Origin of the sequence: Streptomyces sp. NPDC058872, assembly GCF_042743065.1 — a bacterium.
Taxonomy (GTDB): Bacteria; Actinomycetota; Actinomycetes; order Streptomycetales; family Streptomycetaceae; genus Streptomyces.
The window spans coordinates 116,764-142,460 of sequence record NZ_JBHYMK010000001.1 but is presented as its reverse complement, the minus strand read 5'-3'; the positions used below and the strand labels follow the sequence as shown (position 1 = coordinate 142,460).

At 73.2% G+C, this 25,697-nt stretch carries 22 protein-coding genes; 8 read left to right on the top strand and 14 right to left on the bottom strand.

Annotated features, from left to right (window positions below):
- Positions 1-66 precede the first annotated feature (66 nt).
- Positions 67-1,479 carry an MFS transporter gene (locus ACFW22_RS00670; RefSeq protein ID WP_386396765.1) on the bottom strand — a complete coding sequence of 471 codons (1,413 nt, stop codon included), beginning with the start codon at positions 1,477-1,479 and terminating at the stop codon, positions 67-69.
- Positions 1,480-1,595: 116 nt separating this feature from the next.
- Between ACFW22_RS00670 and ACFW22_RS00665 the strand changes: the two genes are divergently transcribed.
- Positions 1,596-2,084 carry a MarR family winged helix-turn-helix transcriptional regulator gene (locus ACFW22_RS00665; RefSeq protein ID WP_386396762.1) on the top strand — a complete coding sequence of 163 codons (489 nt, stop codon included), beginning with the start codon at positions 1,596-1,598 and terminating at the stop codon, positions 2,082-2,084.
- On the opposite strand, the gene ACFW22_RS00660 is transcribed toward ACFW22_RS00665, so the two are convergent.
- Positions 2,074-2,964 (bottom strand): SDR family oxidoreductase, encoded by an 891-nt coding sequence (locus ACFW22_RS00660; RefSeq protein ID WP_386396760.1) that lies wholly within the window; start codon positions 2,962-2,964, stop codon positions 2,074-2,076. The genes ACFW22_RS00665 and ACFW22_RS00660 overlap by 11 nt on opposite strands.
- The gene (locus tag ACFW22_RS00655) at positions 2,951-3,730 is read right to left on the bottom strand and encodes an SDR family oxidoreductase (protein ID WP_386396757.1); all 780 of its coding nucleotides are present in this window, start codon (positions 3,728-3,730) and stop codon (positions 2,951-2,953) included. The genes ACFW22_RS00660 and ACFW22_RS00655 overlap by 14 nt, the downstream gene beginning before the upstream one ends.
- A gap of 66 nt (positions 3,731-3,796) precedes the next feature.
- Between ACFW22_RS00655 and ACFW22_RS00650 the strand changes: the two genes are divergently transcribed.
- The 5 genes from ACFW22_RS00650 (at position 3,797) to ACFW22_RS00630 (ending at position 8,254) form a co-directional block, all read left to right on the top strand.
- Positions 3,797-4,546: an enoyl-CoA hydratase family protein gene (locus ACFW22_RS00650; RefSeq protein WP_386396754.1), complete on the top strand. Its 750-nt coding sequence runs from the start codon at positions 3,797-3,799 to the stop codon at positions 4,544-4,546.
- Positions 4,543-5,409 (top strand): CoA transferase subunit A, encoded by an 867-nt coding sequence (locus tag ACFW22_RS00645; RefSeq protein WP_386396751.1) that lies wholly within the window; start codon positions 4,543-4,545, stop codon positions 5,407-5,409. The genes ACFW22_RS00650 and ACFW22_RS00645 overlap by 4 nt, the downstream gene beginning before the upstream one ends.
- Entirely contained in the window at positions 5,406-6,125 is a 720-nt protein-coding gene (locus ACFW22_RS00640; protein ID WP_386396748.1) for a CoA-transferase subunit beta, read from the top strand. The genes ACFW22_RS00645 and ACFW22_RS00640 overlap by 4 nt, the downstream gene beginning before the upstream one ends.
- A gap of 5 nt (positions 6,126-6,130) precedes the next feature.
- Entirely contained in the window at positions 6,131-7,192 is a 1,062-nt protein-coding gene (locus ACFW22_RS00635) for an NAD(P)H-dependent flavin oxidoreductase (protein ID WP_386397081.1), read from the top strand.
- Between the two features lie 168 nt (positions 7,193-7,360).
- Positions 7,361-8,254 (top strand): tyrosine-protein phosphatase, encoded by an 894-nt coding sequence (locus ACFW22_RS00630; RefSeq protein WP_386396745.1) that lies wholly within the window; start codon positions 7,361-7,363, stop codon positions 8,252-8,254.
- Here ACFW22_RS00630 and ACFW22_RS00625 read toward each other — a convergent pair.
- The 5 genes from ACFW22_RS00625 to ACFW22_RS00605 form a co-directional block, all read right to left on the bottom strand.
- Positions 8,179-9,894 carry a DEAD/DEAH box helicase gene (locus ACFW22_RS00625; protein ID WP_386396742.1) on the bottom strand — a complete coding sequence of 572 codons (1,716 nt, stop codon included), beginning with the start codon at positions 9,892-9,894 and terminating at the stop codon, positions 8,179-8,181. The genes ACFW22_RS00630 and ACFW22_RS00625 overlap by 76 nt on opposite strands.
- Positions 9,895-10,068: 174 nt before the next feature.
- A complete protein-coding gene (locus ACFW22_RS00620; RefSeq protein ID WP_386396739.1) occupies positions 10,069-11,226 on the bottom strand; it encodes an acetyl-CoA C-acetyltransferase in 1,158 nt (385 codons plus the stop codon).
- Positions 11,227-11,244: 18 nt separating this feature from the next.
- A complete protein-coding gene (locus ACFW22_RS00615; RefSeq protein ID WP_386396737.1) occupies positions 11,245-11,865 on the bottom strand; it encodes a TetR/AcrR family transcriptional regulator in 621 nt (206 codons plus the stop codon).
- Positions 11,866-11,880: 15 nt separating this feature from the next.
- Positions 11,881-12,669 (bottom strand): SDR family oxidoreductase, encoded by a 789-nt coding sequence (locus tag ACFW22_RS00610; RefSeq protein WP_386396734.1) that lies wholly within the window; start codon positions 12,667-12,669, stop codon positions 11,881-11,883.
- Entirely contained in the window at positions 12,666-13,802 is a 1,137-nt protein-coding gene (locus ACFW22_RS00605; protein ID WP_386396731.1) for an acyl-CoA dehydrogenase family protein, read from the bottom strand. The genes ACFW22_RS00610 and ACFW22_RS00605 overlap by 4 nt, the downstream gene beginning before the upstream one ends.
- Before the next feature lie 56 nt (positions 13,803-13,858).
- Between ACFW22_RS00605 and ACFW22_RS00600 the strand changes: the two genes are divergently transcribed.
- A complete protein-coding gene (locus ACFW22_RS00600; RefSeq protein ID WP_386396728.1) occupies positions 13,859-15,004 on the top strand; it encodes an acyl-CoA dehydrogenase family protein in 1,146 nt (381 codons plus the stop codon).
- The gene (locus ACFW22_RS00595) at positions 15,004-16,107 is read left to right on the top strand and encodes an acyl-CoA dehydrogenase family protein (RefSeq protein ID WP_386396725.1); all 1,104 of its coding nucleotides are present in this window, start codon (positions 15,004-15,006) and stop codon (positions 16,105-16,107) included. The genes ACFW22_RS00600 and ACFW22_RS00595 overlap by 1 nt, the downstream gene beginning before the upstream one ends.
- 30 nt (positions 16,108-16,137) lie before the next feature.
- Here ACFW22_RS00595 and ACFW22_RS00590 read toward each other — a convergent pair whose 3' ends face one another.
- From ACFW22_RS00590 to ACFW22_RS00565, 6 genes are all read right to left on the bottom strand, one after another.
- The gene (locus ACFW22_RS00590) at positions 16,138-16,647 is read right to left on the bottom strand and encodes a pyridoxamine 5'-phosphate oxidase family protein (RefSeq protein WP_386396722.1); all 510 of its coding nucleotides are present in this window, start codon (positions 16,645-16,647) and stop codon (positions 16,138-16,140) included.
- 160 nt (positions 16,648-16,807) lie between these two features.
- Positions 16,808-17,188, bottom strand: coding sequence for a VOC family protein (locus ACFW22_RS00585; RefSeq protein WP_386396720.1), 381 nt, complete (start codon positions 17,186-17,188; stop codon positions 16,808-16,810).
- A 122-nt stretch (positions 17,189-17,310) separates the two neighbouring features.
- Positions 17,311-18,030, bottom strand: coding sequence for a vWA domain-containing protein (locus ACFW22_RS00580; RefSeq protein WP_386396717.1), 720 nt, complete (start codon positions 18,028-18,030; stop codon positions 17,311-17,313).
- A gap of 365 nt (positions 18,031-18,395) precedes the next feature.
- Positions 18,396-19,856, bottom strand: coding sequence for a glutamate synthase subunit beta (locus tag ACFW22_RS00575; RefSeq protein WP_386396714.1), 1,461 nt, complete (start codon positions 19,854-19,856; stop codon positions 18,396-18,398).
- On the bottom strand, positions 19,849-24,411 hold the full coding sequence (gltB, locus tag ACFW22_RS00570) for a glutamate synthase large subunit (RefSeq protein WP_386396711.1): 4,563 nt from the start codon (positions 24,409-24,411) through the stop codon (positions 19,849-19,851). Before gltB ends, ACFW22_RS00575 begins: the two co-directional genes overlap by 8 nt.
- A gap of 520 nt (positions 24,412-24,931) precedes the next feature.
- Positions 24,932-25,660 carry a VIT1/CCC1 transporter family protein gene (locus ACFW22_RS00565; protein ID WP_386396708.1) on the bottom strand — a complete coding sequence of 243 codons (729 nt, stop codon included), beginning with the start codon at positions 25,658-25,660 and terminating at the stop codon, positions 24,932-24,934.
- Positions 25,661-25,697 lie beyond the last annotated feature (37 nt).

The window sequence follows — 25,697 nt, the reverse complement described above, 5'->3', positions numbered from 1 at the left end:
GTGCCGTCGGTCCCGGTGCGGGGTCGGTGGGGGTTGCCGGGGTCGTGGGGCGGCTCCCGGCCGGGGTCAGGCGCCCTCCGTCGCCGCGGCCGGCGCCGGGGTCGGGGTGGGGGTCGGGGTGGGGGTCGACCGTGCCGGGAGCCGAAGGCTCAGCAGGGCCGTGAGGAGATAGGCGCCGAGCACCCAGGGCATCGCCGCGGCGAGCGAGAGGTCGGCGAAGTAGGCGGTTCCGATGGTCGCCGCGCCGAGGGCGCCGCCGGCTTGCTGCGCCGTCGAGAAGACTCCGGAAGCGCTGCCCGCGAGGGCGGCGGGGGCGGCCGACAGGACGATGTTGACGAGCGGGACGACGAGGAGGCCGAGGCCGGCTCCCGCGACGACGAGGCCGGGGACCAGGGGCCAGGCGCCGGTGTGGACGGGGGCGGCGCCCTCCATCGCGTACCAGTTCCAGCCGTAGCCGGCGGCCATCAGGACGGCCCCCGCCGTCGGGACGTAGCGACCGAGCCGGACCGCGAGGGCTTCGGCCGCCGGCGCGGTCAGGAAGCCGCCGACCGAGAAGGCCGCCATGAGGACGCCGGCCTGGGTGGGGGCGTACCCCTGGCCGCCCTGGAGCCAGATAGCGAAGACGAGGAAGAAGCCCTGCATGCCGAGGGCGAAGAGGAGTTGGACGGCGAGCCCGTAGGAGAAGGCGGGGACCCGGAACGTGCCGGTCGGGAAGATCGAGCCCCGGGTCGCCACGCCCGCCACGGCGAGCACGCCCGCGGCGAGCAGGACCCAGCCCCACGGCGGCCAGCCCCAGCCGCGGCCCTGGACGAGCGGGAGCACGACGGCGACGAGGCCGGCGGCGAGGACGAGGCTGCTGGGGACCGGGGGGCGGGTGGCGGTGCGCTCGCGGGTGGTGGGCACGAGGACGAGGGCCGCGGCGAGGGTCAGGAGCGCGACGGGAACATTGACGAGGAAGACGCTCCGCCAGCCGAGCCCGAAGAGGTCCGCGTCGGTGAGGACGCCGCCGAGCAGGAGCCCGATCGCGGAGGCGAAGCCGGCCACCGCCCCGTACATGCCGAAGACCTTGCCGCGCTCCTCGCCCGTGAAGAGGCTGTGGAAGGAGCCGAGGACCTGTGGCATGAGGACCGCCGCCGCCACGCCCTGGACGGCGCGGGCGGCGATCAGCTGGCCGGGGGTCTGGGCGAGGCCGCAGGCGAGGCTGGCGAGGCCGAAGCCGGCGGTGCCGGCGAGGAAGAGCGCCTTGCGGCCGTAGCGGTCGCCGAGCCGTCCGGCGACGACGAGGGTGGCGGCGAAGCCGAGCAGATAGGCCGAGACGGTCCACTGGAGGGTGCTCTCGGAGGCTCCGAGGTCGCGCCCGAGGGAGGGCAGGGCAACGTTGACGATGGTGACGTCGACCAGGTCCATCAGGGCGGCGACCATCATGACGACGGCGGCGGCCCAGCGGTGTGGCGCGGGACGGTGCGCGGTGGGTGGCACGAGCCCTCCTCAATTTATTTCGTTCGCTCGAACGAAATAAAAGATGCCAGGCACCCACCCGTGATCGCAAGTCTTTAGTTCGACCGAACGAAATGAATTTTGCTAGGCTCCCCCCCATGCCCATGAGCGAGCAGCAGTCGAGCGAGCAGGACCCGGGACGCGCCGAGGCCATCGCCGCCCTCACCGCCGCGGGCCGCGACTCCAGCGCCGCCTCGGTCGCCTTCCACTCGGCGATCGCCGCCCAACAGGACCTGGGCGCCACCGAGACCAAGACGCTCGACCTGCTCGAACGGCACGGCCCGCTGACCGCCAAGGAACTGGCCGAGCACTCCGGCCTGGCCCCCGCGTCCGTCACCGGGCTCGTCGACCGCCTGGAACGCAAGGGCTTCGTCCGCAGGGTGAAGCACCCGACGGACAAGCGCCGGGTGCTCGTCGAGCCCCGCCCCGAGAAGCTGGCCGAGCTCGCCCCCCTCTTCGACGACTGGGCGCGCGAGGTGCACGCCCTCTACGAGGAGTTCACCACCGCGGAGCTGACCACCATCACCCGCTTCCTCACCGGCGCGACCGAGCGCCAGCGGGCCGCGACCAAGCGGCTCACGAAGTAGCCTCCCCGGCCCCGTACACCGGCCCCGGCGGCTCCGCCTGCGCCAGCAGCTTCCGCACCGCCTCCCCCGCCCCCGCCGGGGTCCGTCGCGCCCCGGCGTCCTCCGTCGGACCCGGCCGCCACCCCTCCATGACGGTGAGGCGGCCCCCCTCGACCTCGAAGACCCGGCCGGTGACGCCCACCGAGTCGGCGGAGCCGAGCCACACCACCAACGGCGACACCTCCTCGGGCAGCGCGGCGAGTCCGCCGAAGGCCCGCTCGGTCATTCGGGTCCTCGCCGCCGGGGCGATCGCATTGACCTGCACCCCGTACCGGGCCAGCTCCGCCGCCGCGACGAGGGTGAGGCCGACGATCCCGGCCTTGGCCGCCGCGTAGTTGCCCTGCCCGACGCTGCCGAGGAGCCCGGCGCCCGAAGTGGTGTGGACGACCCGGGCCCGCGGGGTGCGTCCGGCCTTCGCCTCGGCCCGCCAGTGCGCGGCGGCGTGCCGGAGCGGCAGGAAGTGGCCCTTGGCGTGGACGCGCATGACGGCGTCCCAGTCCTCTTCGTCGAGGTTGACGAGCATCCGGTCGCGCAGGAAGCCGGCGTTGCTGACCAGGGTGTCGAGGCGTCCGTACGCGTCGAGGGCGGCGGCGATCAGGGAGGCGGCCCCCTCCGTGGTGGCGACGTCACCGCCGTGGGCGAGGGCCTCGCCGCCCGCGGCGCGGATCTCCTCGACCACCAGCGCGGCGGGGGCCTCGGGGCTCGGGCCACCGTCGAGGTCGACCCCGAGGTCGTTGACGACGACCCGGGCGCCCTCGGCGGCGAAGGCGAGCGCGTGCGCCCGTCCGAGCCCGCGGCCGGCTCCCGTCACGATCACGACCCTGCCGTCACACAGTCCCATGCGACTCCTCCTTGTTGGCGGTGGATGCGTCCAGGAAGGCGGGGCGTTCGCCGCCGCCGTGCACGAGGAGCGAGGCCCCCGAGACGTAGGCGGCCCGCTCGGAGGCGAGGAAGACGGCCGCCTCGCCGACCTCGTCGGGGGTGGCGAGCCGCCCCAGCGGAACGGTCCCGCCGACGGCGGCGACCCCCGCCTCGTCCCCGTAGTGCAGGTGGGACAGTTCGGTCCTGACCATGCCGAGGACCAGGGTGTTGACCCGCACTTCGGGGGCCCACTCGACGGCCATGGAGCGGGCGAGCTGCTCCAGCCCCGCCTTGGCCGCGCCGTAGGCGGCCGTCCCCGGAGAGGGACGGGTGCCGCTGACGCTGCCGATCATGACGACCGCACCGCGCGCGGCGTGCAGCATCGGGCGGGCCGTGAGGCTGACGGCGAGCGGCACGGTGAGGTTCAACTCGACCACGCGCGCGTGCCGTTCGACCTCGCCCTCGCCGAGCAGGCGGTAAGGGGTGCCGCCCGCGTTGTTGACGAGGGCGTCAAGCCGTCCGTACCGCTCGGCGAGGGCGGTGAAGAACTCCCGTACGGCTCCGGTTTCGCGCAGGTCGAGGCGGTGGAAGTCGGCGGTGCGGCCCGCCGCCTCGACCGGGGCGTCCGGCGGGCGCCGGGCGCAGACGGCGACCCGGGCGCCGGCCCGCAGGAAGGCGCGTGCGATGCCCGCGCCGACCCCCCGGGTTCCACCGGTGACGAGCACGACCCTCCCGTCCAGCTCCATCGGCTGCTACCTTCCCCCTCAAGAGGTACCTAACAAACGTTTGGTGGAAAGGTAGCTGATCGACCCATGGGTGTCTCCACCTCGTGCACCGTTTCCGGCGTGGCCGTGGTCACCGTCGACTTCCCGCCCGTCAACGCCCTTCCCGTCCGGGGGTGGTACGCCCTCGCCGATGCGGTCCGCACGGCGGGCCGGGACCCCGGGGTCCGCTGCGTCCTGCTCACCGCCGAGGGCCGCGGCTTCAACGCGGGCGTCGACATCAAGGAACTGCAGCGCGACCCCGGACACACCTCCCTGATCGGCGCCAACGGCGGCTGCGCGGAGGCCTTCGCCGCGGTCTACGAGTGCGCGGTGCCGGTCGTCGCGGCCGTCGCCGGCCACTGCCTGGGCGGCGGCATCGGGCTCGTCGGCAACGCCGACGCGATCGTCGCGGCCGAGGACGCCGTCTTCGGCCTGCCCGAACTGGACCGGGGCGCGCTCGGCGCCGCCACCCACCTCGCCCGGCTCGTCCCCCAACACCTGATGCGGACCCTGTACTACACCTCCCGGACCGTGACCGCGGCCGAGCTGCACGCCCACGGCTCGGTGTGGAAGGTCGTCCCGCGCGCAGCACTGCTCACGGCAGCGCGGGAGCTCGCGACGGAGATCGCCGCCAAGGACGGAACGCTGCTCCGCCTCGCCAAGGCCGCGATCAACGGCATCGACCCCGTGGACGTCCGGCGCAGCTACCGCTTCGAGCAGGGCTTCACCTTCGAGGCCGGTCTCAGCGGAGTCGCCGATCGGGTCCGCGACGCCTTCGGAAAGGAGGAATCCCGGTGACCGACAAGACCATGACCCCCGAGGACGTGGTGGGCCGGCTCCACTCGGGCATGACCCTCGGCATCGGCGGCTGGGGCTCCCGGCGCAAGCCGATGGCCCTGGTCAGAGCCCTGCTGCGGTCGGACGTCACCGACCTCACGGTGGTCTCGTACGGGGGCCCCGACGTGGGGCTGCTCGCCGCCGCCGGCCGGATCGGACGGCTCGTCGCCCCCTTCGTCACGCTGGACTCCATCCCCCTCGAACCGCACTTCCGGGCCGCCCGCGAGAACGGCGCGCTCGCACTGACCGAGCTCGACGAGGCCATGTTCATGTGGGGGCTGCACGCCGCCGCCCACCGGCTGCCGTTCCTACCGGTCCGCGCCGGGCTCGGCTCCGACGTGATGCGGGTCAACCCCGGGCTCCGAACGGTGCGTTCGCCGTACGGGGACGGGGAGGAGTTCGTCGCCGTGCCGGCCCTGCGGATGGACGCGGCGCTCGTCCACGTCAACCGCGCCGACCGGCTGGGCAACGGCCAGTACCTCGGGCCCGACCCGTACTTCGACGACCTGTTCTGCGAAGCCGCCGACACCGCGTACGTCTCCTGCGAGAAGCTCGTCGACGACACGCGCGGCTTCGGCGCGGACGTCGTCCCGCAGAGCCTGCTGATCAGCCGGCACAGCGTGACCGGCGTCGTCGAGACCCCGAACGGGGCGCACTTCACCTCCTGCGTCCCCGACCACGACCGCGACGAGGCCTTCCAGAAGCTCTACGCGACCACCCCCTGGCCCGAGTTCGCCGCGCGGTTCCTGGACGGCAAGAGCGAGGACGACTACCAGGCCGCCGTCCGCGCCTGGCAGGACGAGCGCGAGGAGCAGCCGCGATGACCGCCACCCGCGCCGAGTACTGCGTGATCGCCTGCGCCGAGGCGTGGCGGGGCGACGGCGAGGTGCTCGCGAGCCCCATGGGCCTGGTCCCGTCCCTCGGTGCTCGACTCGCCCGGCGCACCTTCTCCCCCGACCTCCTCCTCACCGACGGCGAGGCCATGCTGATCGGCCCGGACGGACGGCCCGAGGGCTGGCTGCCCTACCGCCGCCACCTCGCCCTGGTCACCGGCGGCCGGCGGCACGTGATGATGGGCGCGAGCCAGCTCGACCGGTACGGCAACCAGAACATCTCCTGCATCGGCGACTGGGAGCGTCCCGCCCGCCAGCTCCTCGGGGTGCGCGGCGCCCCGGTCAACACCCTGAACAACCCGGTGAGCTACTGGGTCCCCCGGCACTCGCCCCGGGTCTTCGTCGAACGGGTCGACATGGTCTGCGGGGTGGGGTACGACCGTGCGGACGGCGCCCCGTACCACCGGCTCGTCCGGGTCGTCAGCGACCTCGGCGTCTTCGACTTCGACGCACCGGGCCACCACATGCGTCTCGTCTCCACCCACCCGGGCGTCACCGTGGACGAGGTGCGGGCCGCGACCGGCTTCGCGCTCCCGACCGCCGGGGAGGTGCCGTCCACCCGGGAACCGACCGCCGAGGAACTCCTTCTGATCCGCGAGGAGTTGGATCCCCGCGGGCTGCGCGACCGTGAGGTCCGCCCCCGATGACCACCGTGACGACGGCCCTCACCGCGCTCACCGGGGTCCGGCACCCGATCGTGCAGACCGGAATGGGCTGGGTCGCCGGGCCCCGCCTCGTCTCCGCCACCGCGAACGCGGGCGCGCTCGGCATCCTCGCCTCCGCCACCATGACCGTCGACGAACTGCGCGCCGCCGTGAAGGACGTCAGGTCGCGGACCGACGAGCCCTTCGGGGTGAACCTGCGCGCCGACGCGGGCGACGCCCGGGAGCGGGTCCGGATCGTCATCGAGGAGGGCGTGCGGGTCGCCTCCTTCGCCCTCGCACCCTCCCGGGACCTGATCGCCGAGCTCAAGGACGCCGGGGTGGTCGTCATCCCCTCCGTGGGGGCCCGGCGGCACGCCGAGAAGGTCGCGGCCTGGGGCGCGGACGCGGTGCTCGTGCAGGGCGGCGAGGGGGGCGGTCACACCGGCGAGGTCGCGACCACCGTGCTGCTCCCGCAAGTGGTGGACGCCGTGGACGTCCCGGTGATCGCCGCCGGCGGCTTCCACGACGGACGAGGGCTGGTCGCCGCCCTCGCCTGCGGAGCGGCCGGCATCGCCATGGGCACCCGCTTCCTGCTGACCTCCGACTCCACCGTCCCCGACGCGGTGAAGGCCCGCTATCTGGCCGCCACCGTCAAGGACGTCACCGTGACGACGGCCGTCGACGGCCTGCCCCACCGGATGCTCCGGACCGACCTCGTCGCGACCCTCGAACGGGCCGGTCGGGTCAGGTCCCTGGCGCAGGCGGTACGACGGGCCGCCGGCTTCCGGAAGCTCTCCGGCCTCTCCTGGTCGGCGATGGTCCGCGACGGCCTGGCGATGCGCCACGGCAAGGACCTGTCCTGGAGCCAGGTCCTGCTCGCCGCGAACACCCCGATGCTGCTGCGGGCCGCCATGGTCGAGGGGCGCACCGACCTCGGCGTCATGGCCTCCGGTCAGGTCGCCGGGGTGATCGAGGACCTCCCCAGTTGTGCGGAACTCGTCGACCGGATCATGGCCGAGGCCGGGCGGGTGCTCCGCTCGCTGCCCCGCCCCGGGGAACCGTCGCCCTAAGCCCTCCCTAGCCCGCCCCGTCAACCGTCCCGGGCCCGTGCCCCGCCGTTCCGCGGGCCCGTCCGCCCACGGCCGTCCCACCCGGGTCCGTCAGTCGTACGGCCACCTGCCGGGCGCCCGTCAGTCCGTCAGTCCGTCAGTCCGTCAGTCCGTCAAGGGAGTCCGGCCATGTCACCGTCCCGACGCGCAGTGCTCGGCACCAGCGGTGCCGCACTGCTCCTCTGCGCAGCACCCCCCGCCCTCGCCCGCCCCCGCCCCGTGACCCCGGTCCGGCAGGTGCCGCTCCACGGCGCGGTCAACGTCCGCGACCTCGGGGGGTACGTCACCCACGACGGACACCGGGTCCGGCACGGCCTCGCCTACCGGGGCGACCACCTCGCCGAACTCACCGATGCCGACCTCGCCGTCCTCGCCGGACTCGGCCTCGGCAGCGTGGTCGACCTGCGGATCCCGCTGGAGGTCGGACACGACGGCGCCGACCGCCTGCCCGCCGGCCCGGTCCCGGTCTCCCGGCCGGTCACCGACCGGGGGCTGTTCGGCCGGCTGCTCGCCGCGATCGGCTCGCGCGACCCGGTGCGGCAGGAGGAGATGCTCGGCGGCGGACGGGCCGCCGCCTTCATGCGGGACGTGTACCGCACCTTCGTCACCGACGCGGACAATCGGGCCGCCTTCGCCGCCACCCTGCGGGACCTGGCCGACCGGCGCGGCGGGCCGCTGCTCCTGCACTGCACCTCGGGCAAGGACCGCACCGGCTGGGCGAGCTGGCTCCTGCTCACCCTGCTCGGGGTGCCCGGGTCCGCCGCCCGCGCGGACTACCTGGCCTCCAATGCCTTCCGTGCCGCGTACGACGCACGGCTGCGGGAGGCCCTGAAGCAGGGCGGACTGATGGAGAACCCGGAACTGATCGTGCCGCTCCAGGAGGTGCGGACCGAGTACCTGGACAGCGCCCTCGCCCAGGTCCGCCTCTCCTACGGGAGCCTCTTCCGCTACTTGTCGGTCGGCCTCGGCCTGGAGCTGCGCGAGCTGGTGGCGCTCCGTGAACGGCTGGTGCCCGGCGCCTGACGGCCGCCCCGGCCGGCACCGGAGCCGCGCCCCGAACCGCCGGAGGCCCGGCCGGCGGCCGTTCCCGAACCGGCCGCGCGGCCCGCGCCGGAACCCCGCCCCGACGCACCGGAGCCGCGGCCCGTGGCCGTGCCCGAACCGGTGGGGCGCCCCGTCGACGTGCCGGAGCCGCGGCCCGAGCCCGTGGCCGCACCCGCTCCGGCGCCCCCACCGGCGGCGGGACGGCGACGACGACGGCCGCTGCCCGTGCCGCCGTCACCGGCTCCCGCAGCCTTGCGCGGCGGGGTCGGCTGCGGGGTCTCGATGACGACGGGCACGCCCGAGGGCTCCCGCGCGCCGGTGAGCTCGGCGAGCCGCTCGTCGCTGGACTTGATCTGTGCGGTGCGCGGGCTGATCCCGGCGTTGGACATCAACCGGCCCATGTCCCGCTTCTGGTCGGGCAGGACCAGGGTGAAGACGCTGCCGGACTCACCGGCGCGGGCGGTGCGTCCGCCGCGGTGCAGATAGTCCTTGTGGTCGAGGGGCGGATCGACGTTGACCACCATGTCCAGGTCGTCGACGTGGATGCCGCGGGCCGCGACGTTGGTCGCGACGAGCGTGGTGACCTGGCCGGCCTTGAACTGGTCCAGGGTCCGGTTGCGCTGCGGCTGGGAACGTCCGCCGTGCAGGCCGGAGGCCCGCACGCCGTTGGCGAGGAGCCGCTTGACCATCCGGTCCACGGACCGCTTGGTGTCCATGAAGAGGATCGTGCGGCCGTCCCGGGCCGCGATCCGCAGCGTGACGGCCTTCTTGTCGGTCTCGTCGGCCACGTACAGCAGGTGGTGCTCCATCGTGGTCACCGCCCCGGCGGAGGGGTCGACGGAGTGCACGACCGGGTCGTCGAGGAACATCTTGACCAGTCGGTCGATGTTCCGGTCGAGGGTGGCCGAGAACAACAGCCGCTGTCCGTCCGGCTCGACCTGCTTCAGGAGCTTGGTGACCTGCGGCAGGAAGCCCATGTCGGCCATCTGGTCGGCCTCGTCGAGGACGGTGACGGCAACCCGGTCGAGACGGCAGTCGCCCCGCCCGATGAGGTCGTCGAGCCGACCGGGGGTGGCGATGAGGACCTCGGCTCCGCGCCGCAGGGACGAGGCCTGCCGGGTGATCGACATGCCGCCGACGACCGTGGTGATCCGCAGTCGGAGTGCGGCGGCGTACGGGGCGAGGGCGTCGGTCACCTGCTGGGCGAGCTCGCGGGTCGGCACCAGGACCAGCGCGAGGGGCGCGGTCGGCTCGGCACGGCGGCCGGCGGTGCGGGCGAGGACGGCGAGGCCGAAGGCGAGCGTCTTGCCGGAGCCGGTGCGCCCGCGGCCGAGGACGTCGCGCCCGGCGATCGAGTTCGGCAGGGTCGCGGCCTGGATCGGGAAGGGCTCGGTGACGCCCTGCTCGGTGAGCGTCCGCAGCAGTGCGGCCGGCATGTCCAGGTCCTCGAAGGAGGCCACGGGCGGCAGCGCGGGCGTCACCGTCTCCGGCGGAGTGAACTCCTGCGGCGGCGGAGGCGCGGCAGGACGACGGCCGCCGCGGGTGCCCTTGGGCTGGGACGTGGACTTCGCCTGGGCGGTGCGGGGGCCGCGCTTGCGGGGACGTTCGGAGCGGGTCATACGTGCCTTCCTGGCCGGTGCGCGCCACAGCCGGGGCCCGCACCTGCGCAGTGCGGGCCCCGGCTGTTCTACCCGGAACACGCGATACGGGCCCCGGCTGTCTCTTACGGAACAATAGTGCGCCCCGGGACCTTCCCGCCCCGGCCCCCGTCCTCCCGCTCGTCCGGACCGTGCTCAGAGCCGCTCGATGATCGTCACGTTCGCCTGTCCCCCGCCCTCGCACATGGTCTGGAGGCCGTAGCGCCCACCGGTGCGTTCCAATTCGTGGAGGAGGGTGGTCAGCAGCTTCGCGCCGGTGGCGCCGAGGGGGTGTCCGAGGGCGATCGCGCCGCCGTTGGGGTTGACCCGGGCGGGGTCGGCGCCGGTCTCCTTGAGCCAGGCGAGGACGACCGGTGCGAAGGCCTCGTTGATCTCGACGAGGTCGATGGCGTCGATGGTCAGGCCGGTCTTCTTGAGGGCGTGGGCGGTCGCCGGTATCGGCGCGGAGAGCATCCGGATGGGGTCTTCGCCGCGCGCGGAGAGGTGGTGGACGCGGGCGCGGGGCGTGAGCCCGTGTTCCCGTACGGCGCGCTCGCTGGCCAGGAGCAGGGCCGCGGCGCCGTCGGAGACCTGGGAGGAGCAGGCGGCGGTGATGGTGCCGCCCTCGACGACGGGGCGGAGCGCGGCCATCTTCTCGGCGCTGGTGTCGCGGCGCGGCCCCTCGTCGAGGGTGACCTGCCCGTGGGCGGCGGTCTCCTTCTCGAAGCGGCCGGTGTCGATCGCGTGCAGGGCCCGCCGGTGCGAGCGGAGGGCGAACCCCTCCTGTTCCTCGCGGGTGATCCGCCACTTCTCGGCGATCAGTTCGGCGCCGTGGAACTGGTTGACGGGTGCGTCGCCGTACCGGGTGCGCCACCCGGCACTGCCGTGGAAGGGGCCGTCGGTGAGGCCGAGGGGGGCGGCGGCCTGTCGGGAGGCGAAGGCGATGGGGACCATCGACATGTTCTGCACTCCACCGGCGACGACGAGGTCCTGGGTGCCGGACATCACGGCCTGGGCGGCGAAGTGCACGGCCTGCTGGGAGGAGCCGCACTGGCGGTCGACGGTGACGCCGGGCACTTCCTCGGGCAGGCCGGCCGCCAGCCAGGCCGTGCGGGCGATGTCGCCGGCCTGCGGTCCGACGGTGTCGAGGCAGCCGAACACGACGTCGTCCACGGCGGCCGGGTCGATCCCGGAGCGGGCCACGAGGGCGGTGAGGACGTGGGCGCCGAGGTCCGCGGGGTGGACGGCCGCGAGGCCGCCCCCCCGGCGGCCCACGGGGGTGCGGACCGCTTCGACGATGTAGGCCTCGGGCATGGCTGCTCCTCCGGGTGTCTAGGGACGTACGGCGATTCCGTCCAGAACCATGGACAGGTACTGGCGGGCGATCTCCTCGGGGCTGTGCAGGCCGCCCGGGCGGTACCAGGACGCGGCGACCCAGACGGTGTCGCGGACGAACCGGTAGGTGAGGCGGACGTCGAGGTCGGCGCGGAAGGCCCCGGCCGCGACGCCGCGCTCCAGGGTGCCGAGCCAGGCCTTCTCGAACTTGAGCTGTGAGTCGGTGAGGTAGCGGAAGCGGGGTTGGTCGACGAGGTGGCGGGACTCCTTCTGGTAGATGGCGACGGCGGCGCGGTGCCGGTCGATCTCCCGGAAGGACTCGGTGACGAGGGCCTCGATGGTCTCGCGCGGGTCCAGTCCGGCGGCGAGGACCGCGTCGTACCCCTCCCACAGCTCGGCCAGGAAGGTGGAGAGGATCTCGTCGAGCATCGACTCCTTGGAGTCGAAGTGGTAGTAGAGGCTGCCGGCGAGCATTCCCGCGGCGTCCGCGATCTTGCGGACGGTGGTGGCGTTGTAGCCCTGGGCTGCGAACACCTCGGCCGCCGTGTCGAGGAGTTCACGGCGCCGCTCGGGCCCGCCGTTCACCGGGGTCTTCTTCTTGTTTGCAGTGTTCGGCACGCGTCCATTCTGGTCCTACGGGTGCTGGCTGCTGACGGCCACGGTCTCGCCCGTCATGTAGGAGGAGTAGTCGCCGGCGAGGAAGACGATGACGTTGGCGACCTCCCAGGGTTCGGCGTACCGGCCGAAGGCCTCGCGGGCGGTGAGCTCGTCGAGGAGCTCGGCGGAGGTGACCTTGGCGAGGTGGGGGTGCATGGCGAGGGAGGGCGAGACCGCGTTGACGCGGACGCCGTAGGCGGCTGCTTCGACGGCGGCGCAGCGGGTGAGGGCCATCACGCCGGCCTTGGCGGCGGCGTAGTGGGCCTGGCCGGCTTGGGCGCGCCAGCCGACGACGGAGGCGTTGTTGACGACCACGCCGCCGGTGTCCGCGGCGCGGAAGCGGCGGAGCGCGGCGCGGGTGCAGCGGAAGGTTCCGCCGAGGGTGACGTCGAGGACCCGCCCCCACTGTTCGTCGGTCATGTCGGCGAGCTCGGCGGTGCCGCCGAGGCCGGCGTTGTTGACGACGACGTCGAGGCGGCCGTGGAGGCGGACGGCGGTGTCGTAGAGGGCCTGGACCTGGTCGTCGTCGGTGACGTCGCAGGGCCGTGCGGCCACGGCGGCGGTCCCGAATTCCGCGGCGAGGGCGGTTTCGGTCTCCTTGAGGCGGCGCACGTGGGCGTCGCTGAGGAGGACCCGGGCCCCCTCTTCCAGGAAGCGACGGGCGGTGGCGCCGCCGATGCCGGCTCCGGCGGCGGCGGTGATGACGGCGGTGCGTCCGTCGAGGAGGCCGTGGCCCGGTACGTAGGGGGGTGGGGTACGGGTCATGGGCGCGGCTCCTTGGGGAGGCCGAGCACCCGCTCGGCGATGATGTTGCGCTGGATCTCGCTGGATCCGGCGTAGACGGTGTCGGCGCGGGAGAAGAGGAACAGGCGCTGTCGTTCGTCGAGTTCGTAGGGGGCTGCGGTGGCGAGGGTGGCGGCGGGGCCGCCGATCTCCAGGGCGAGTTCACCGAGGTCGCGGTGCCAGTGGGACCAGTGCAGCTTGGCGGCGGAGGGGTCGGTGCCGTGCAGGGCGCCGGCGCGCAGGGCGGCGAGTCCGGCCCAGGCGCGGGTGAGGCGGTCGCGGACGTCGGGGTCGGCGGCGGCGCCGTTGCGGCGGGCGAGGGCGACGAGGGCTTCGAGTTCGCGGCGGAAGCCGACCTGCTGGCCGAGGGTGGAGACGCCGCGTTCGTAGCCGAGGGTGGCCATGGCGATCCGCCAGCCGTCTCCGGGGGCGCCGACGACGTTCGCCGCGGGGGTCGTCGCGCCGTCGAAGAAGACCTCGTTGAACTCGCTGGTGCCGGTGAGCTGGACGATGGGCCGGATCTCGACGCCGGGCTGGTCCAGGGGGACCAGGAGGTAGGAGAGTCCGGCGTGGCGGCGGGAGCCGGGCCGGGTCCGGGCGAGGACGAAGCACCACTGGGCGGCGTGGGCGAGCGAGGTCCAGGTCTTCTGCCCGTGCACGGTCCAGCGACCGTCCTCCAAGGTGGCGCGGGTGCGGACGGCGGCGAGGTCGGAGCCGGCGCCGGGTTCGCTGTAGCCCTGGCACCAGAGCTCGTCGACGGCCCGGATCGGGGGCAGGAAGCGGGCCTTCTGCTCTTCGGTGCCGTGGTCGATGAGGGTGGGGCCGAGGAGCTGTTCGCCGATGTGGTTGACGCGGGCGGGGGCGTCGGCGAGGGCGTACTCCTCGTGGAAGGCGATCTGTTCCTCGGTGCTCGCGCCGCGTCCGCCGTGCTCTGCGGGCCAGCCGATGCAGGTCCAGCCGTGTGCGGCCAAGTGCCTTTCCCAGGCGAGGCGTTCGTCGAACGCCTCGTGCTCTCGGCCGGGACCGCCGCGCCCCTTGAGGGCGGCGAAGGAGCCGCTGAGGTGTGTCTTCAGCCAGCTCCGCACCTCTGCCCGGAACTCCTCGACGCTGCTCATGGCCGTACGTTAACCTACCAAACACTTGTTAGGGAACGGTGGGGACGGGGTGGCCGATGGACCTCTTGCACACGCGGGCCGAGGAGGCCTTCCGGGAGGAGGCACGGGAGTGGCTGCACCACCACGTCCCCTCCGCGCCGCTGCCCTCCCTGGAGACCGGCGAGGGCTTCGCCGCCCACCGGGCCTGGGAGGCCGAACTCGCCTCCGGGCGCTGGTCGGTGGTCTCCTGGCCGGAGCAGTACGGGGGGCGGGGCCTCGACCTCGCGCGGTGGCTGGTCTTCGAGGAGGAGTACTGGGCGGCCGGCGGCCCCGGCCGGGTCTCGCAGAACGGCGTCCAACTCCTCGCCCCCACGCTCTTCGACCACGGCACGGAGGAGCAGCGGGCCCGGGTGCTGCCGTCGATGGCGACCGGCGAGACGATCTGGGCACAGGCCTGGTCCGAGCCCGAGGCGGGCTCGGACCTCGCCTCCCTGACCTCCCGGGCGGTCCGGACCGACGGCGGCTGGCTGCTGTCCGGACAGAAGACCTGGTCCTCGCGGGCGGCCTTCGCCGACCGCGCCTTCGGCGTCTTCCGCAGCGACCCCGCCGCGGACCGGCCCCACCGGGGGCTCACGTACCTCATGTTCGACCTGCGTGCGCCCGGAGTGACCGTCCGGCCGATCGGCCGGCTCGACGGGAAGCCCGCCTTCGCGGAACTCTTCCTCGACGAGGTGTTCGTGCCCGACGCGGACGTGATCGGAAAGCCGGGCGAGGGCTGGCGGATCGCGATGTCCACCACCGGGAACGAGCGGGGCCTGATGCTCCGCTCCCCCGGCCGGTTCCTGGCCGCCGCCGACCGGCTCGTCCGGCTCTGGCGCGAGGAGGGCGACCCGGAGGACACGGCCCTGCGGAACCGGGTGGCGGACGCCGTCATCGGGGCACGGGCGTACCGGCTGTTCACGGCGGGGGCGGCGGCCCGGCTCGCGAGCGGAGCCCCCTCGGGCGCCGAGTCGAGCCTCAACAAGGTCTTCTGGTCCGAGTACGACCTCGCCCTGCACGAGACCGCCCTCGACCTGCTGGGCCCCGAAGCGGAGTTGGCGGACACCGCCTGGGCCGAGGGATACGTCTTCGCGCTCGCGGGTCCCCTCTACGCCGGCACCAACGAGATCCAGCGCGACATCATCGCCGAGCGACTGCTCGGCCTTCCGAAGGGACGCCGCTGATGGCCTTCCTGCCCACCGCCGAGCAGCGCGCCTTCGCCCGCTCGCTGGACGCCCTGCTCTCCGCCTCGGGCACTCCGGCGACCGCACGCGCCTGGGCCGGGGGCGACTCCGGCCCGGGACGGGCCCTGTGGGGACGGCTCGCGGAGGCGGGCGTCTTCGCGCTCGCCGTCCCGGAGGCCCACGAGGGGGTGGGGCCGCTCCCCGTCGAACTCGCCCACGCCTTCGTGGAGCTGGGCCGGCACGCGGTCCCGGGACCGGTGGTGGAGACGGTCGCCGCGGCGGCGCTGCTGGCCGAGCTGGCCCGGCGGGAGGACTCCGCCCCGGCCGAGCGCTTCCTCCCCGCCCTCGCCTCGGGCGCGTCGACGGCGACGCTGACGCTGACGTCGGGGCCGGGGCCGGGGCCGGGGCCGGGAGCGGGGTTGGGGCCGGGGCCGGTGCGGGGCCGGCCCGCCGACCCGTACGCCCTCGATGCCGACCGGGCGGACCTCCTGTTCGCCGTACGGGGCGAGGGGCTCTGGTTGGCGGACGGGCACGGGCCGGTGCGCGTGTCGGCCGACCCCGCGCGACGGCTCGCCCGGCCCGCACCCGGCGGGGAACTGCTCGCCTCCGGACCCTCCGTCGTCGCCGCGGCCGGACGGGCCCGGTACTGGGCGGTGCTGGCGACGGCCGCGCAGTCCCTCGGGGTCGGGTGCGCGCTCCTCGACCGGACGGTCGCGTACGCCAAGCAGCGCACCCAGTTCGGCGCCCCCATCGGCGCGTTCCAGGCGGTCAAGCACCGGCTCGCCGACACCCTGCTCGGCCTGGAGTTCGCGCGACCGCTGCTCTACGGCGCGGCCGTCGGCCTCGCGGCCGGGAACTGCGACGGCATCGACGGCGACCTCGCGGCGGCCAAGGCGGCGGCCGGCGAGGCCGGGTACGCCGCGGCCCGCACCGCCCTCCAGGTGCACGGCGCCGTCGGCTACACCGAGGAACTGGACCTGGCCCTCTGGTTGCGCAAGGCCCGCCCCCTGCGCGACGCCTGGGGCGACCCCGCCCAGTGCCGGGCGCAGGTGCTCGCCTCGTGCGCCCGGCCCGGGACCGCCCCGGCCCGGGACCGGGCCTGACCGGGACCGGGAAGCCGGTGCGCGCCCGGCTCAGGCGCCCGGACGGGGCGGGGCGTCGTCGTTGCCGCGCCGGACCGTCCGCACCGGCCGACCCGGCACCCAGCTGCGGACCACCATCTCCTCGCCGTCCACCCGGGTCCGCACGACCTCACCCGGCTCCACCCGGAAGAGGTGGAAGGGCTGCGGAGCCCCCGTCTCGGCCGCGTACCGGGCCAGGGCCTCCGGGTCGGTGATCTCCACCGCCCGCCCGGAGATACGGACGTCGCCACCGCCCATGTCGGTGCCGGGTCCCGGGTTGGCGAGCAACGAGCACCGGGGGTCGCGGCGCAGGTCGAGCGCCTTGCGGGAGTTGGGCATCATGCCGAGCAACAGGTCACCGCCGCGGAAGTCCGCCTCGATCCCGCTCAGCCGGGGCGAACCGTCCTTCCGCACGGTGGCGAGGACGTGGTGGGCGTACGGCTCGAAGCGCTTCCGCACGGTCGCGGCGAACTCGGGTTCGGCGGCCTCGAAGGCCGACCAGCTGGTTCCGGTGTCTTCCATGCTCCCAGGGAACACCGGATACCCGACAACGACCGTCAGGATTGCTCCGAAGGCCCAGGAGCCGCCCGCCGCCGGACGAGGTCGAGGGCCGGAGCCGGCCGGCGACGGGGCCCCGCGGCGGGCCGGGCGTCCCGGTGACGCAGCCAGCCGGTGACCGCGGTCAGCCGGTGACCGCGCGCTCCGCCCGGCTGCGTTCCACGCAGAACTCGTTGCCCTCCGGATCGGCAAGGGTCACCCAGCCGGTGCCGTCCTGGTTCCGGCGGTCGTGGAGCAGGGTGGCGCCGAGGGCGACCAGCCGCTCGACCTCCTCGTCACGGGTACGGTCCTGCGGCTGGAGGTCGAGGTGGACGCGGTTCTTCACCGACTTCGCCTCGGGCACCCGGATGAAGAGGAGGCTCACGCCGACCGACTCGACCAGGGCCTCCGGGTCACCGGGCCGGTCGTCGTCGCTGAGCTTCGTGTCCAGGGCCGCGGCCCAGAAGCCCGCCAGGGAGTAGGCGTCGGCACAGTCGATGGTCACGTGGCGCACGAGAGAGGTCATGGCGTCATCATCGGGTGCGGCAGCGCCCCGGAGCCAGGGGATTTCCGCCCGGCCCCGGCCCTCCGGCCCGGGGGTGGCCGGCCCCCGGGCCGGAGGGGGACGGACGCGCGCCGCGGCGCGGCTCAGTGCCGGACGACGCCCTGGGCCCGGGCGGCGGCGAGCCAGCGGGGGAACTCGGAGACGAGCCGGTCGTACAGCTCCGTGTCGGAGATCCGGTTCGGGTCCTCCCCGGCGTGGAAGAAGCCGGCGTTGTCGAGGGGGCGCTTCCCCGGCACGTCCAGCTCGTCCAGCTTGCGCAGGAACTCGAACTGACGGCTTCCGGGGTCGCCGAAGCCGATGAACTGCCAGAAGATCGGCAGCCGGGCCGCCTTGCACACGTACCGCTCGGCCGCCGGCTTGTTGATCGGCCCTCCGTCGGTCTGGAAGACGACGAGGGCGGGCGCGGTGGAGCCGCTGTCCAGGTAGTGGTCGATGACGGCGTCCATGGCGAGGTGGTAGCTCGTCTTCCCCATGTGGCCGAGCCCGGCGACGATCCGGTCGATCCGGCCGACGTGGTCGTCGAGACGGATGTCGGTCAGGGCGTCGACGTCGGTGGAGAAGAAGACGACCGGCACCCGCCCGTCGTCGTCGAGGTGGGCGGAGAGCCCGAGCACCCGGTCGGCCAGGGCCTGGACGGTGCCGTTGCGGTAGTACGGCTTCATGGACCCCGAGTAGTCGACGACCAGGTAGACGGCGACCCGCTGGCCGGCGATCCCGTGTCGTTCCAGCGAGGCCCCGGCCTCCTTGTAGAGGCTCACCAACGCGGGCGCGGTCTCCTCGACCTTGCGCAGGTTCAGCGGCACGTCCGTTCCCCCTCCGGCTCTTCGACCTCCGCGAACACGACGTCGGCCGGATCGCGTTCGACGGCGCGGGGCGGCTCGGTCCGGGTGGGGCGCACCGGGTGCGCACCGGTCCCGTCCGGCCCCGCGGCGGCAGTCTACGACCCTCCCCCGCCGCCCGACCGGGCCTGCGGAGATCGGGGTCGACCGGGCCGGGGCAGCGGCCCCTCCCGGGCCGGCGGCCCCCGTCGGCCCCCGTCGGCCCGGGAGGGATCCGGGGAAAAACGCGCCGCAGCACTCCCCAGTCGTCCGGTCGGGGACAGGCGGGGAGTGCTGCGCTCAGTTCCGCACGTCGTTGTACGGGACGTTCTCGGGGGTGATCCGGCGGATCAGACCGTCAGGGCGCGGTCCGTCGGACGGATCGGGGCCGGCAGGGAGCTGACGCCGGTCAGGTAGCGGTCCACTCCGCGGGCGGCGGAACGGCCCTCGGCGATGGCCCAGACGATGAGCGACTGGCCGCGACCGGCGTCGCCGGCGACGAAGACGCCATCGACGTTGGTGGCGAAGTCCGCGTCACGGGCGATGTTACCCCGCTCATCCAGGTCCAGACCAAACTGTGCGACCAGTCCGTTCTGCACGTCCGTGCCGGTGAAGCCCATCGCGAGCGTGACCAGCTGGGCGGGGATCTTGCGCTCCGTGCCCGGCTTCTGCGTCAGCTTGCCGTCGATGAACTCGACCTCGATCAGGTGGAGGAACTGGACGTTGCCGTCCTCGTCGCCCTCGAAGTGGGTGGTGGAGACGGAGTAGACCCGCTCGCCGCCCTCCTCGTGCGCCGAGGTGACCTTGTAGAGCATGGGGAAGGTCGGCCAGGGCTGGCCGGCGTTCCGCTCGTCGCCCGGCTTCGGCATGATCTCCAGCTGGGTGACCGAGGCCGCGCCCTGGCGGTGCGCGGTGCCGACGCAGTCCGCACCGGTGTCACCGCCGCCGATGACGACCACGTGCTTGCCCTCGGCGGTGATCGGCGGCGCCACGAAATCGCCCTCGACGACCTTGTTGGCGAGCGGCAGGTACTCCATCGCCTGGTGGATGCCGTTCAGCTCGCGGCCCGGCACCGGCAGGTCACGGGCGGTGGTGGCACCGGCGGCGATGACCACCGCGTCGTAGCGGTTGCGCAGGGCGGTCGCCGGCATGTCGCGGCCGATCTCGACGCCCGTGCGGAACTTGGTGCCCTCCGCGCGCATCTGCTCGATGCGGCGGTTGATGTGCCGCTTCTCCATCTTGAACTCGGGGATGCCGTAGCGCAGCAGTCCGCCGATGCGGTCCGCGCGCTCGTAGACGGCGACCGTGTGGCCGGCCCGGGTCAGCTGCTGGGCGGCGGCCAGACCGGCCGGGCCGGAGCCGATGACGGCGACGGTCTTGCCGGAGAGGCGCTCGGGCGCCTGCGGCTTGACGTCGTTGGCGTCCCAGGCCTTGTCGATGATGGAGACTTCGACGTTCTTGATGGTGACGGCCGGCTGGTTGATGCCGAGCACGCACGCGGCCTCGCACGGGGCCGGGCAGAGACGACCGGTGAACTCCGGGAAGTTGTTGGTGGCGTGCAGCCGCTCCGACGCCGCCGCCCAGTCCTCGCGGTAGGCGTAGTCGTTCCACTCGGGGATCAGGTTCCCGAGGGGGCAACCGTTGTGGCAGAACGGAATGCCGCAGTCCATGCAGCGGCCGGCCTGCTTGCTGATGACCGGGAGCAGGGAGCCGGGGACGTAGACCTCGTTCCAGTCCCTGACGCGCTCGGCCACCGGTCGGGTCTGGGCGACTTCGCGCCCGGTGGTCAGGAAGCCCTTGGGGTCAGCCATGGGACGCCGCCTCCATCATCTTCTCGGTGGTCTCGGTCTCGGAGAGACCGGCGAGCTCAGCGGCGTCCTTGGCGGCGAGCACTGCCTTGTACGTGGTGGGAATGATCTTGCTGAAGCGGGCCGCCGCGGCGTCCCAGTCGGCGAGCAGCTTCTCGGCGACCGTCGAGCCGGTCTCCTCGAAGTGACGGCGCACGACGTCGTGCAGCCACGCCTTGTCGGTGTCCGACGGGGCCTCGACCGCCTCCAGGTTCCCGGAGTTGACGTTGTCCCGGTCGAGGTCGATGACGTAGGCGACGCCACCCGACATGCCGGCGGCGAAGTTGCGGCCGGTCTCGCCGAGGACGACCGCCGTGCCACCGGTCATGTACTCGCAGCCGTGGTCGCCCACGCCTTCCGAGACGACCAGCGCGCCGGAGTTGCGGACGCAGAAGCGCTCGCCGGTGCGACCGCGGAGGAAGAGCTCGCCGCCGGTCGCGCCGTAGCCGATCGTGTTGCCCGCGATGGTCGAGTACTCGGCCAGGTGGTCGGCGCCCCGGTCCGGACGGACGATCACCCGGCCGCCGGAGAGCCCCTTGCCGACGTAGTCGTTGGCGTCGCCCTCCAGGCGGAGGGTGACGCCGGCCGGCAGGAAGGCGCCGAACGACTGGCCGGCGGAACCGGTGAAGGTGATGTCGATGGTGTCGGCCGGGAGACCGGCGCCACCGAACCGCTTCGTCACGTGGTGGCCGAGCATGGTGCCGACCGTGCGGTTGATGTTGCGGATCGCGACCTGGGCGCGGACCGGCTGGGCCTCCTCGGCGGAGGCCGCGTTCAGGGCCTCGGCGGCGAGCTGGACCAGCTCGTTGTCGAGGGCCTTCTCCAGGCCGTGGTCCTGCTCGATCCGGGCGTGGCGGACCGCGCCCTCGGGGAGCTCGGGCACGTGGAAGAGCGGCTCCAGGTCCAGGCCCTGGGCCTTCCAGTGCGAGACCGCGCGGCTGGTGTCGAGCAGTTCGGCGTGGCCGACGGCCTCGTCGAGGGTGCGGAAGCCCAGCTCGGCGAGGAGCTCGCGGACCTCTTCGGCGATGAACTCGAAGAAGTTGACGACGAACTCGGCCTTGCCGGAGAAGCGGTCGCGCAGGACCGGGTTCTGGGTGGCGATGCCGACCGGGCAGGTGTCCAGGTGGCAGACGCGCATCATGACGCAGCCGGAGACGACCAGCGGCGCGGTCGCGAAGCCGAACTCCTCGGCACCGAGCAGGGCGGCGATGACGACGTCGCGGCCGGTCTTGAGCTGGCCGTCGGTCTGGACGACGATCCGGTCGCGCAGGCCGTTGAGCAGCAGCGTCTGCTGGGTCTCGGCGAGGCCGAGCTCCCAGGGACCGCCGGCGTGCTTCAGCGAGGTCAGCGGGGAGGCACCCGTACCGCCGTCGTGGCCGGAGATGAGGACGACGTCCGCGTGGGCCTTGGAGACGCCGGCGGCGACCGTGCCGACGCCGACCTCGGAGACCAGCTTCACGTGGATGCGGGCGACCGGGTTGGCGTTCTTGAGGTCGTGGATCAGCTGGGCCAGGTCCTCGATGGAGTAGATGTCGTGGTGCGGCGGCGGCGAGATGAGGCCGACGCCGGGCGTCGAGTGACGCGTCTTGGCGACCCACGGGTAGACCTTGTGGCCGGGCAGCTGACCGCCCTCACCGGGCTTGGCGCCCTGGGCCATCTTGATCTGGATGTCGTCGGCGTTGACCAGGTACTCGCTGGTGACGCCGAAGCGGCCGGAGGCGACCTGCTTGATCGCGGAGCGGCGCGCCGGGTCGTACAGGCGCTCCGGGTCCTCGCCGCCCTCGCCGGTGTTGGACTTGGCGCCCAGCTGGTTCATGGCGATGGCGAGCGTCTCGTGCGCCTCGCGGGAGATGGAGCCGTACGACATGGCACCGGTGGAGAAGCGCTTGACGATCTCGGAGACCGGCTCGACCTCGTCGATGGAGATCGGGGCGCGGCCCTCGGTGGCGAAGCCGAAGAGTCCACGGAGCGTCATGAGGCGCTCGGACTGCTCGTTGACCCGGTCCGTGTACATCTTGAAGATGTCGTACCGCTTGGTGCGCGTGGCGTGCTGGAGGCGGAAGACGGTCTCCGGGTCGAACAGGTGCGGCTCGCCCTCGCGACGCCACTGGTACTCGCCGCCGATCTCCAGGGCGCGGTGCGCGGAGGGGACGCCGGAGGCGGGGTAGGCCTTGGCGTGGCGGGCGGCGACCTCCTTGGCGACGACGTCGAGACCGGCTCCGCCGATCTTGGTCGCGGTGCCGTTGAAGTAGGTGGCGACGAAGGTCTCGTCGAGGCCGACCGCCTCGAAGACCTGGGCGCCGCGGTAGGAGGCGACGGTGGAGATGCCCATCTTGGACATGACCTTGAGGACGCCCTTGCCGAGGGCGTAGATCAGGTTCCGGATGGCCTGCTCGGGCTCCAGCCCCTCGATGAAGGTGCCGGCGCGGACCAGGTCCTCGACGGACTCCATCGCGAGGTACGGGTTGACCGCCGCTGCGCCGTAGCCGATGAGCAGGGCGACGTGGTGGACCTCGCGGACGTCACCGGCCTCGACGAGCAGGCCCACCTTGGTGCGCTGCTTGGTGCGGATGAGGTGGTGGTGGACGGCCGCGGTGAGCAGCAGCGAGGGGATCGGCGCGTGCTCGGCGTCGGAGTGCCGGTCGGAGAGCACGATCAGGCGGGCACCGGCCTCGATGGCGGTGTCGGCCTCGGCGCAGATCTCCTCGATGCGCGCGGCGAGGGCGTCGCCGCCGCCGGACACCCGGTAGAGGCCGGAGAGCGTCGCGGCCTTCATGCCGGGCATGTCGCCGTCGGCGTTGATGTGGATGAGCTTGGCCAGCTCGTCGTTGTCGATCACCGGGAAGGGCAGCGTGACGCTGCGGCAGGACACCGGGGTCGGTTCGAGCAGGTTGCCCTGGGGGCCCAGCGAGGAGCGCAGCGAGGTCACGAGTTCCTCGCGGATCGCGTCCAGCGGCGGGTTGGTCACCTGGGCGAAGAGCTGGGTGAAGTAGTCGAAGAGCAGCCGCGGGCGGGCGGACAGGGCGGCGATCGGAGAGTCCGTGCCCATGGAGCCGATGGGCTCGGCGCCGCTCCGGGCCATCGGCGCGAGGATGACGCGGAGCTCTTCCTCGGTGTAGCCGAAGGTCTGCTGGCGGCGGGTGACCGAGGCGTGGGTGTGCACGATGTGCTCGCGCTCGGGAAGGTCGGACAGCTCGATCTCGCCGGTCTCCAGCCATTCCGCGTACGGCTGCTCGGCGGCGAGGGCGGCCTTGATCTCGTCGTCCTCGACGATGCGGTGCTCGGCGGTGTCGACGAGGAACATCTTGCCGGGCTGGAGGCGGCCCTTGCGGACGACCTTGGCGGGGTCGATGTCGAGGACGCCGACCTCGGAGGAGAGGACGACGAGGCCCTCGTCCGTGACCCAGTAGCGGCCGGGGCGCAGACCGTTGCGGTCGAGGACCGCACCGACCTGGACGCCGTCGGTGAAGGTGACGCAGGCCGGGCCGTCCCAGGGCTCCATCATCGTGGAGTGGTACTGGTAGAAGGCGCGGCGGGCCGGGTCCATGGAGTCGTGGTTCTCCCACGCCTCGGGGACCATCATCAGGACCGCGTGCGGCAGCGAACGGCCGCCGAGGTGGAGGAGCTCCAGGACCTCGTCGAAGGAGGCCGAGTCGGAGGCGTCCGGGGTGCAGATCGGGAAGATCCGCTCCAGCGCGCCCTCGCCGAAGGCACCGGACTCGAGCTGCGCCTCGCGGGCGGTCATCCAGTTCCGGTTGCCCTTGACGGTGTTGATCTCACCGTTGTGGGCGACGAAGCGGTACGGGTGGGCCAGCGGCCAGCTCGGGAAGGTGTTGGTGGAGAACCGGGAGTGGACCAGGGCCACGGCGGTGGTGCAGCGGCGGTCCGAGAGGTCCGGGAAGAAGGGCTCCAGCTGGCCGGTGGTCAGCATGCCCTTGTAGACGATGGTGCGGGCGGAGAGCGACGGGAAGTAGGTCGCGGCCTCGCGCTCGGCGCGCTTGCGCAGCACGAACGCCTTGCGGTCGAGGGCGATGCCCGTGTTCTCGCCGTCGGCGACGAAGAGCTGCCGGAAGACCGGCATGGTGGCGCGGGCGGAGGCACCGAGCAGTTCGGGGGCGGTCGGGACCTCGCGCCAGCCGAGGACGGTGAGGCCCTCTTCCGCGGCGATGGCCTCGATCGAGGCGGCGGTCTCGTCGGTGCCCTCCTCGGGGAGGAAGGCGATGCCGACGGCGTACGCGCCGACCTCGGGGAGCACGAATCCGGCGACCTCGCGGAGGAAGGCGTCCGGGATCTGGAGCAGGATGCCGGCTCCGTCGCCGGAGTCGGGCTCGGAGCCGGTGGCGCCGCGGTGTTCGAGGTTGCGCAGTACGGTCAGCGCCTGCTCGACCAGCGCGTGGCTGGCAACACCGGTGAGGGTGGCCACGAACCCGACACCACAGGCGTCGTGTTCGTTACGGGGGTCGTACATCCCCTGCGGAGCGGGGCGACCGTCCATGGGCGACCAGGCGTCGGAACGCATCGGCTCTCCCGTCGTCGTCGTGGCATGTGGAGCTGCCGAGGGACGACGTTGGCCCTCCGCGAAATTTCGTGCAGGTTACATGATGGCTGGCTTCTCGCGAAGTGGATAGCTCATTCCAACATGCGGACACCGCCGACACGCAGCGGCGCCATGGGGTCACCTGTGGGGTGCGGCGGCAAGGACTGCCCCGCGGGGACGGATCGATCGGTCCGGAGGCCTTCCGGGCTCCCGGCGAGCCGTCGCTGAGTGGGCTTCATTGCCCAGTGACGCTCATGCCTCTTTCCCCGTGGTCACGCACTCGAAACCGCCGAGTAACCGGCTACCTATGTGGCGTCCTGCATAGTGTCTCATCGCCGCGGCGGATCGGGTCAGGGAGATGCGTCACAGCCCTTATGAGCCCTATGCCCGCATAAGGTGCGCCGCTATGCCGGAAAGGCCCCCTGAGGGGGCCTCGCGGTCTACTGGGCGGATACGGATTCCGTTCCCGGAGGGGCGGCACGCGGGTGCGACCCGCGCGGAGTCAGAGCGCCGCCCCGAAGAGCATGCCGAGCCCGTACGTGACGGCCGCGGCGGCCCCGCCCAGGGCGAGCTGGCGCACCCCGCTGAACCACCAGCTGCGGGCCGTGACCCGGGCGACCAGGGCCCCGCAGGCGAAGAGGCCGAGGAGCGCGAGCAGCACGGCCGGCCAGAGCGCGGTCGCCCCGAGCAGATACGGGAGGACCGGCAGGAGGGCGCCGAGGGCGAAGGAGCCGAAGGAGGAGACCGCGGCGACGAGCGGCGACGGCAGGTCGTCCGGGTCGATGCCCAGCTCTTCGCGGGCATGGATCTCCAGGGCCTGCTCGGGGTCCTTGGAGAGCTGCATCGCGACCTCGCGGGCGAGCGCGGGCTCGACCCCGCGGGAGACGTAGAGCGCGGCGAGCTCCTCCATCTCGTCGACCGGATGCTTGTGCAACTGACTGCGCTCGACGTCCAGTTCGGCCTGGACGAGCTCGCGCTGCGAGGCGACGGAGGTGTACTCCCCGGCCGCCATGGAGAAGGCGCCGGCAGCGAGGCCGGCGAGGCCGGTGATGACGACGGTCTGCGAGGAGACCGCACCGCCCGCGACACCGGTCATCAGGGCGAGGTTGGACACCAGTCCGTCCATCGCGCCGAACACCGCCGGACGCAGCCAACCGCCGTTCACGTCACGGTGGGTGTGGTTGCTCCGATGGGCCTCGTGCAGAGGTGCCTGCGCTTCGATGATGGACATGGTTCTCCCCTCGCTCCGGCGGGCCGGGATGCACCCG

Bases quoted from the DNA above. Each gene is read 5' to 3' on its own strand.
- ACFW22_RS00650 (WP_386396754.1), top strand. From the start codon at position 3,797: ATGGGTGTCTCCACCTCGTGCACCGTTTCCGGCGTGGCCGTGGTCACC.
- ACFW22_RS00655 (WP_386396757.1), bottom strand. From the start codon at position 3,730: ATGGAGCTGGACGGGAGGGTCGTGCTCGTCACCGGTGGAACCCGGGGG.
- ACFW22_RS00610 (WP_386396734.1), bottom strand. From the start codon at position 12,669: ATGACCCGTACCCCACCCCCCTACGTACCGGGCCACGGCCTCCTCGAC.
- ACFW22_RS00600 (WP_386396728.1), top strand. From the start codon at position 13,859: ATGGACCTCTTGCACACGCGGGCCGAGGAGGCCTTCCGGGAGGAGGCA.
- gltB (WP_386396711.1), bottom strand. From the start codon at position 24,411: ATGCGTTCCGACGCCTGGTCGCCCATGGACGGTCGCCCCGCTCCGCAG.
- ACFW22_RS00630 (WP_386396745.1), top strand. From the start codon at position 7,361: ATGTCACCGTCCCGACGCGCAGTGCTCGGCACCAGCGGTGCCGCACTG.
- ACFW22_RS00575 (WP_386396714.1), bottom strand. From the start codon at position 19,856: ATGGCTGACCCCAAGGGCTTCCTGACCACCGGGCGCGAAGTCGCCCAG.
- ACFW22_RS00585 (WP_386396720.1), bottom strand. From the start codon at position 17,188: ATGACCTCTCTCGTGCGCCACGTGACCATCGACTGTGCCGACGCCTAC.
- ACFW22_RS00665 (WP_386396762.1), top strand. From the start codon at position 1,596: ATGCCCATGAGCGAGCAGCAGTCGAGCGAGCAGGACCCGGGACGCGCC.
- ACFW22_RS00605 (WP_386396731.1), bottom strand. From the start codon at position 13,802: ATGAGCAGCGTCGAGGAGTTCCGGGCAGAGGTGCGGAGCTGGCTGAAG.
- ACFW22_RS00565 (WP_386396708.1), bottom strand. From the start codon at position 25,660: ATGTCCATCATCGAAGCGCAGGCACCTCTGCACGAGGCCCATCGGAGC.
- ACFW22_RS00640 (WP_386396748.1), top strand. From the start codon at position 5,406: ATGACCGCCACCCGCGCCGAGTACTGCGTGATCGCCTGCGCCGAGGCG.
- ACFW22_RS00660 (WP_386396760.1), bottom strand. From the start codon at position 2,964: ATGGGACTGTGTGACGGCAGGGTCGTGATCGTGACGGGAGCCGGCCGC.
- ACFW22_RS00625 (WP_386396742.1), bottom strand. From the start codon at position 9,894: ATGACCCGCTCCGAACGTCCCCGCAAGCGCGGCCCCCGCACCGCCCAG.
- ACFW22_RS00595 (WP_386396725.1), top strand. From the start codon at position 15,004: ATGGCCTTCCTGCCCACCGCCGAGCAGCGCGCCTTCGCCCGCTCGCTG.
- ACFW22_RS00590 (WP_386396722.1), bottom strand. From the start codon at position 16,647: ATGGAAGACACCGGAACCAGCTGGTCGGCCTTCGAGGCCGCCGAACCC.
- ACFW22_RS00620 (WP_386396739.1), bottom strand. From the start codon at position 11,226: ATGCCCGAGGCCTACATCGTCGAAGCGGTCCGCACCCCCGTGGGCCGC.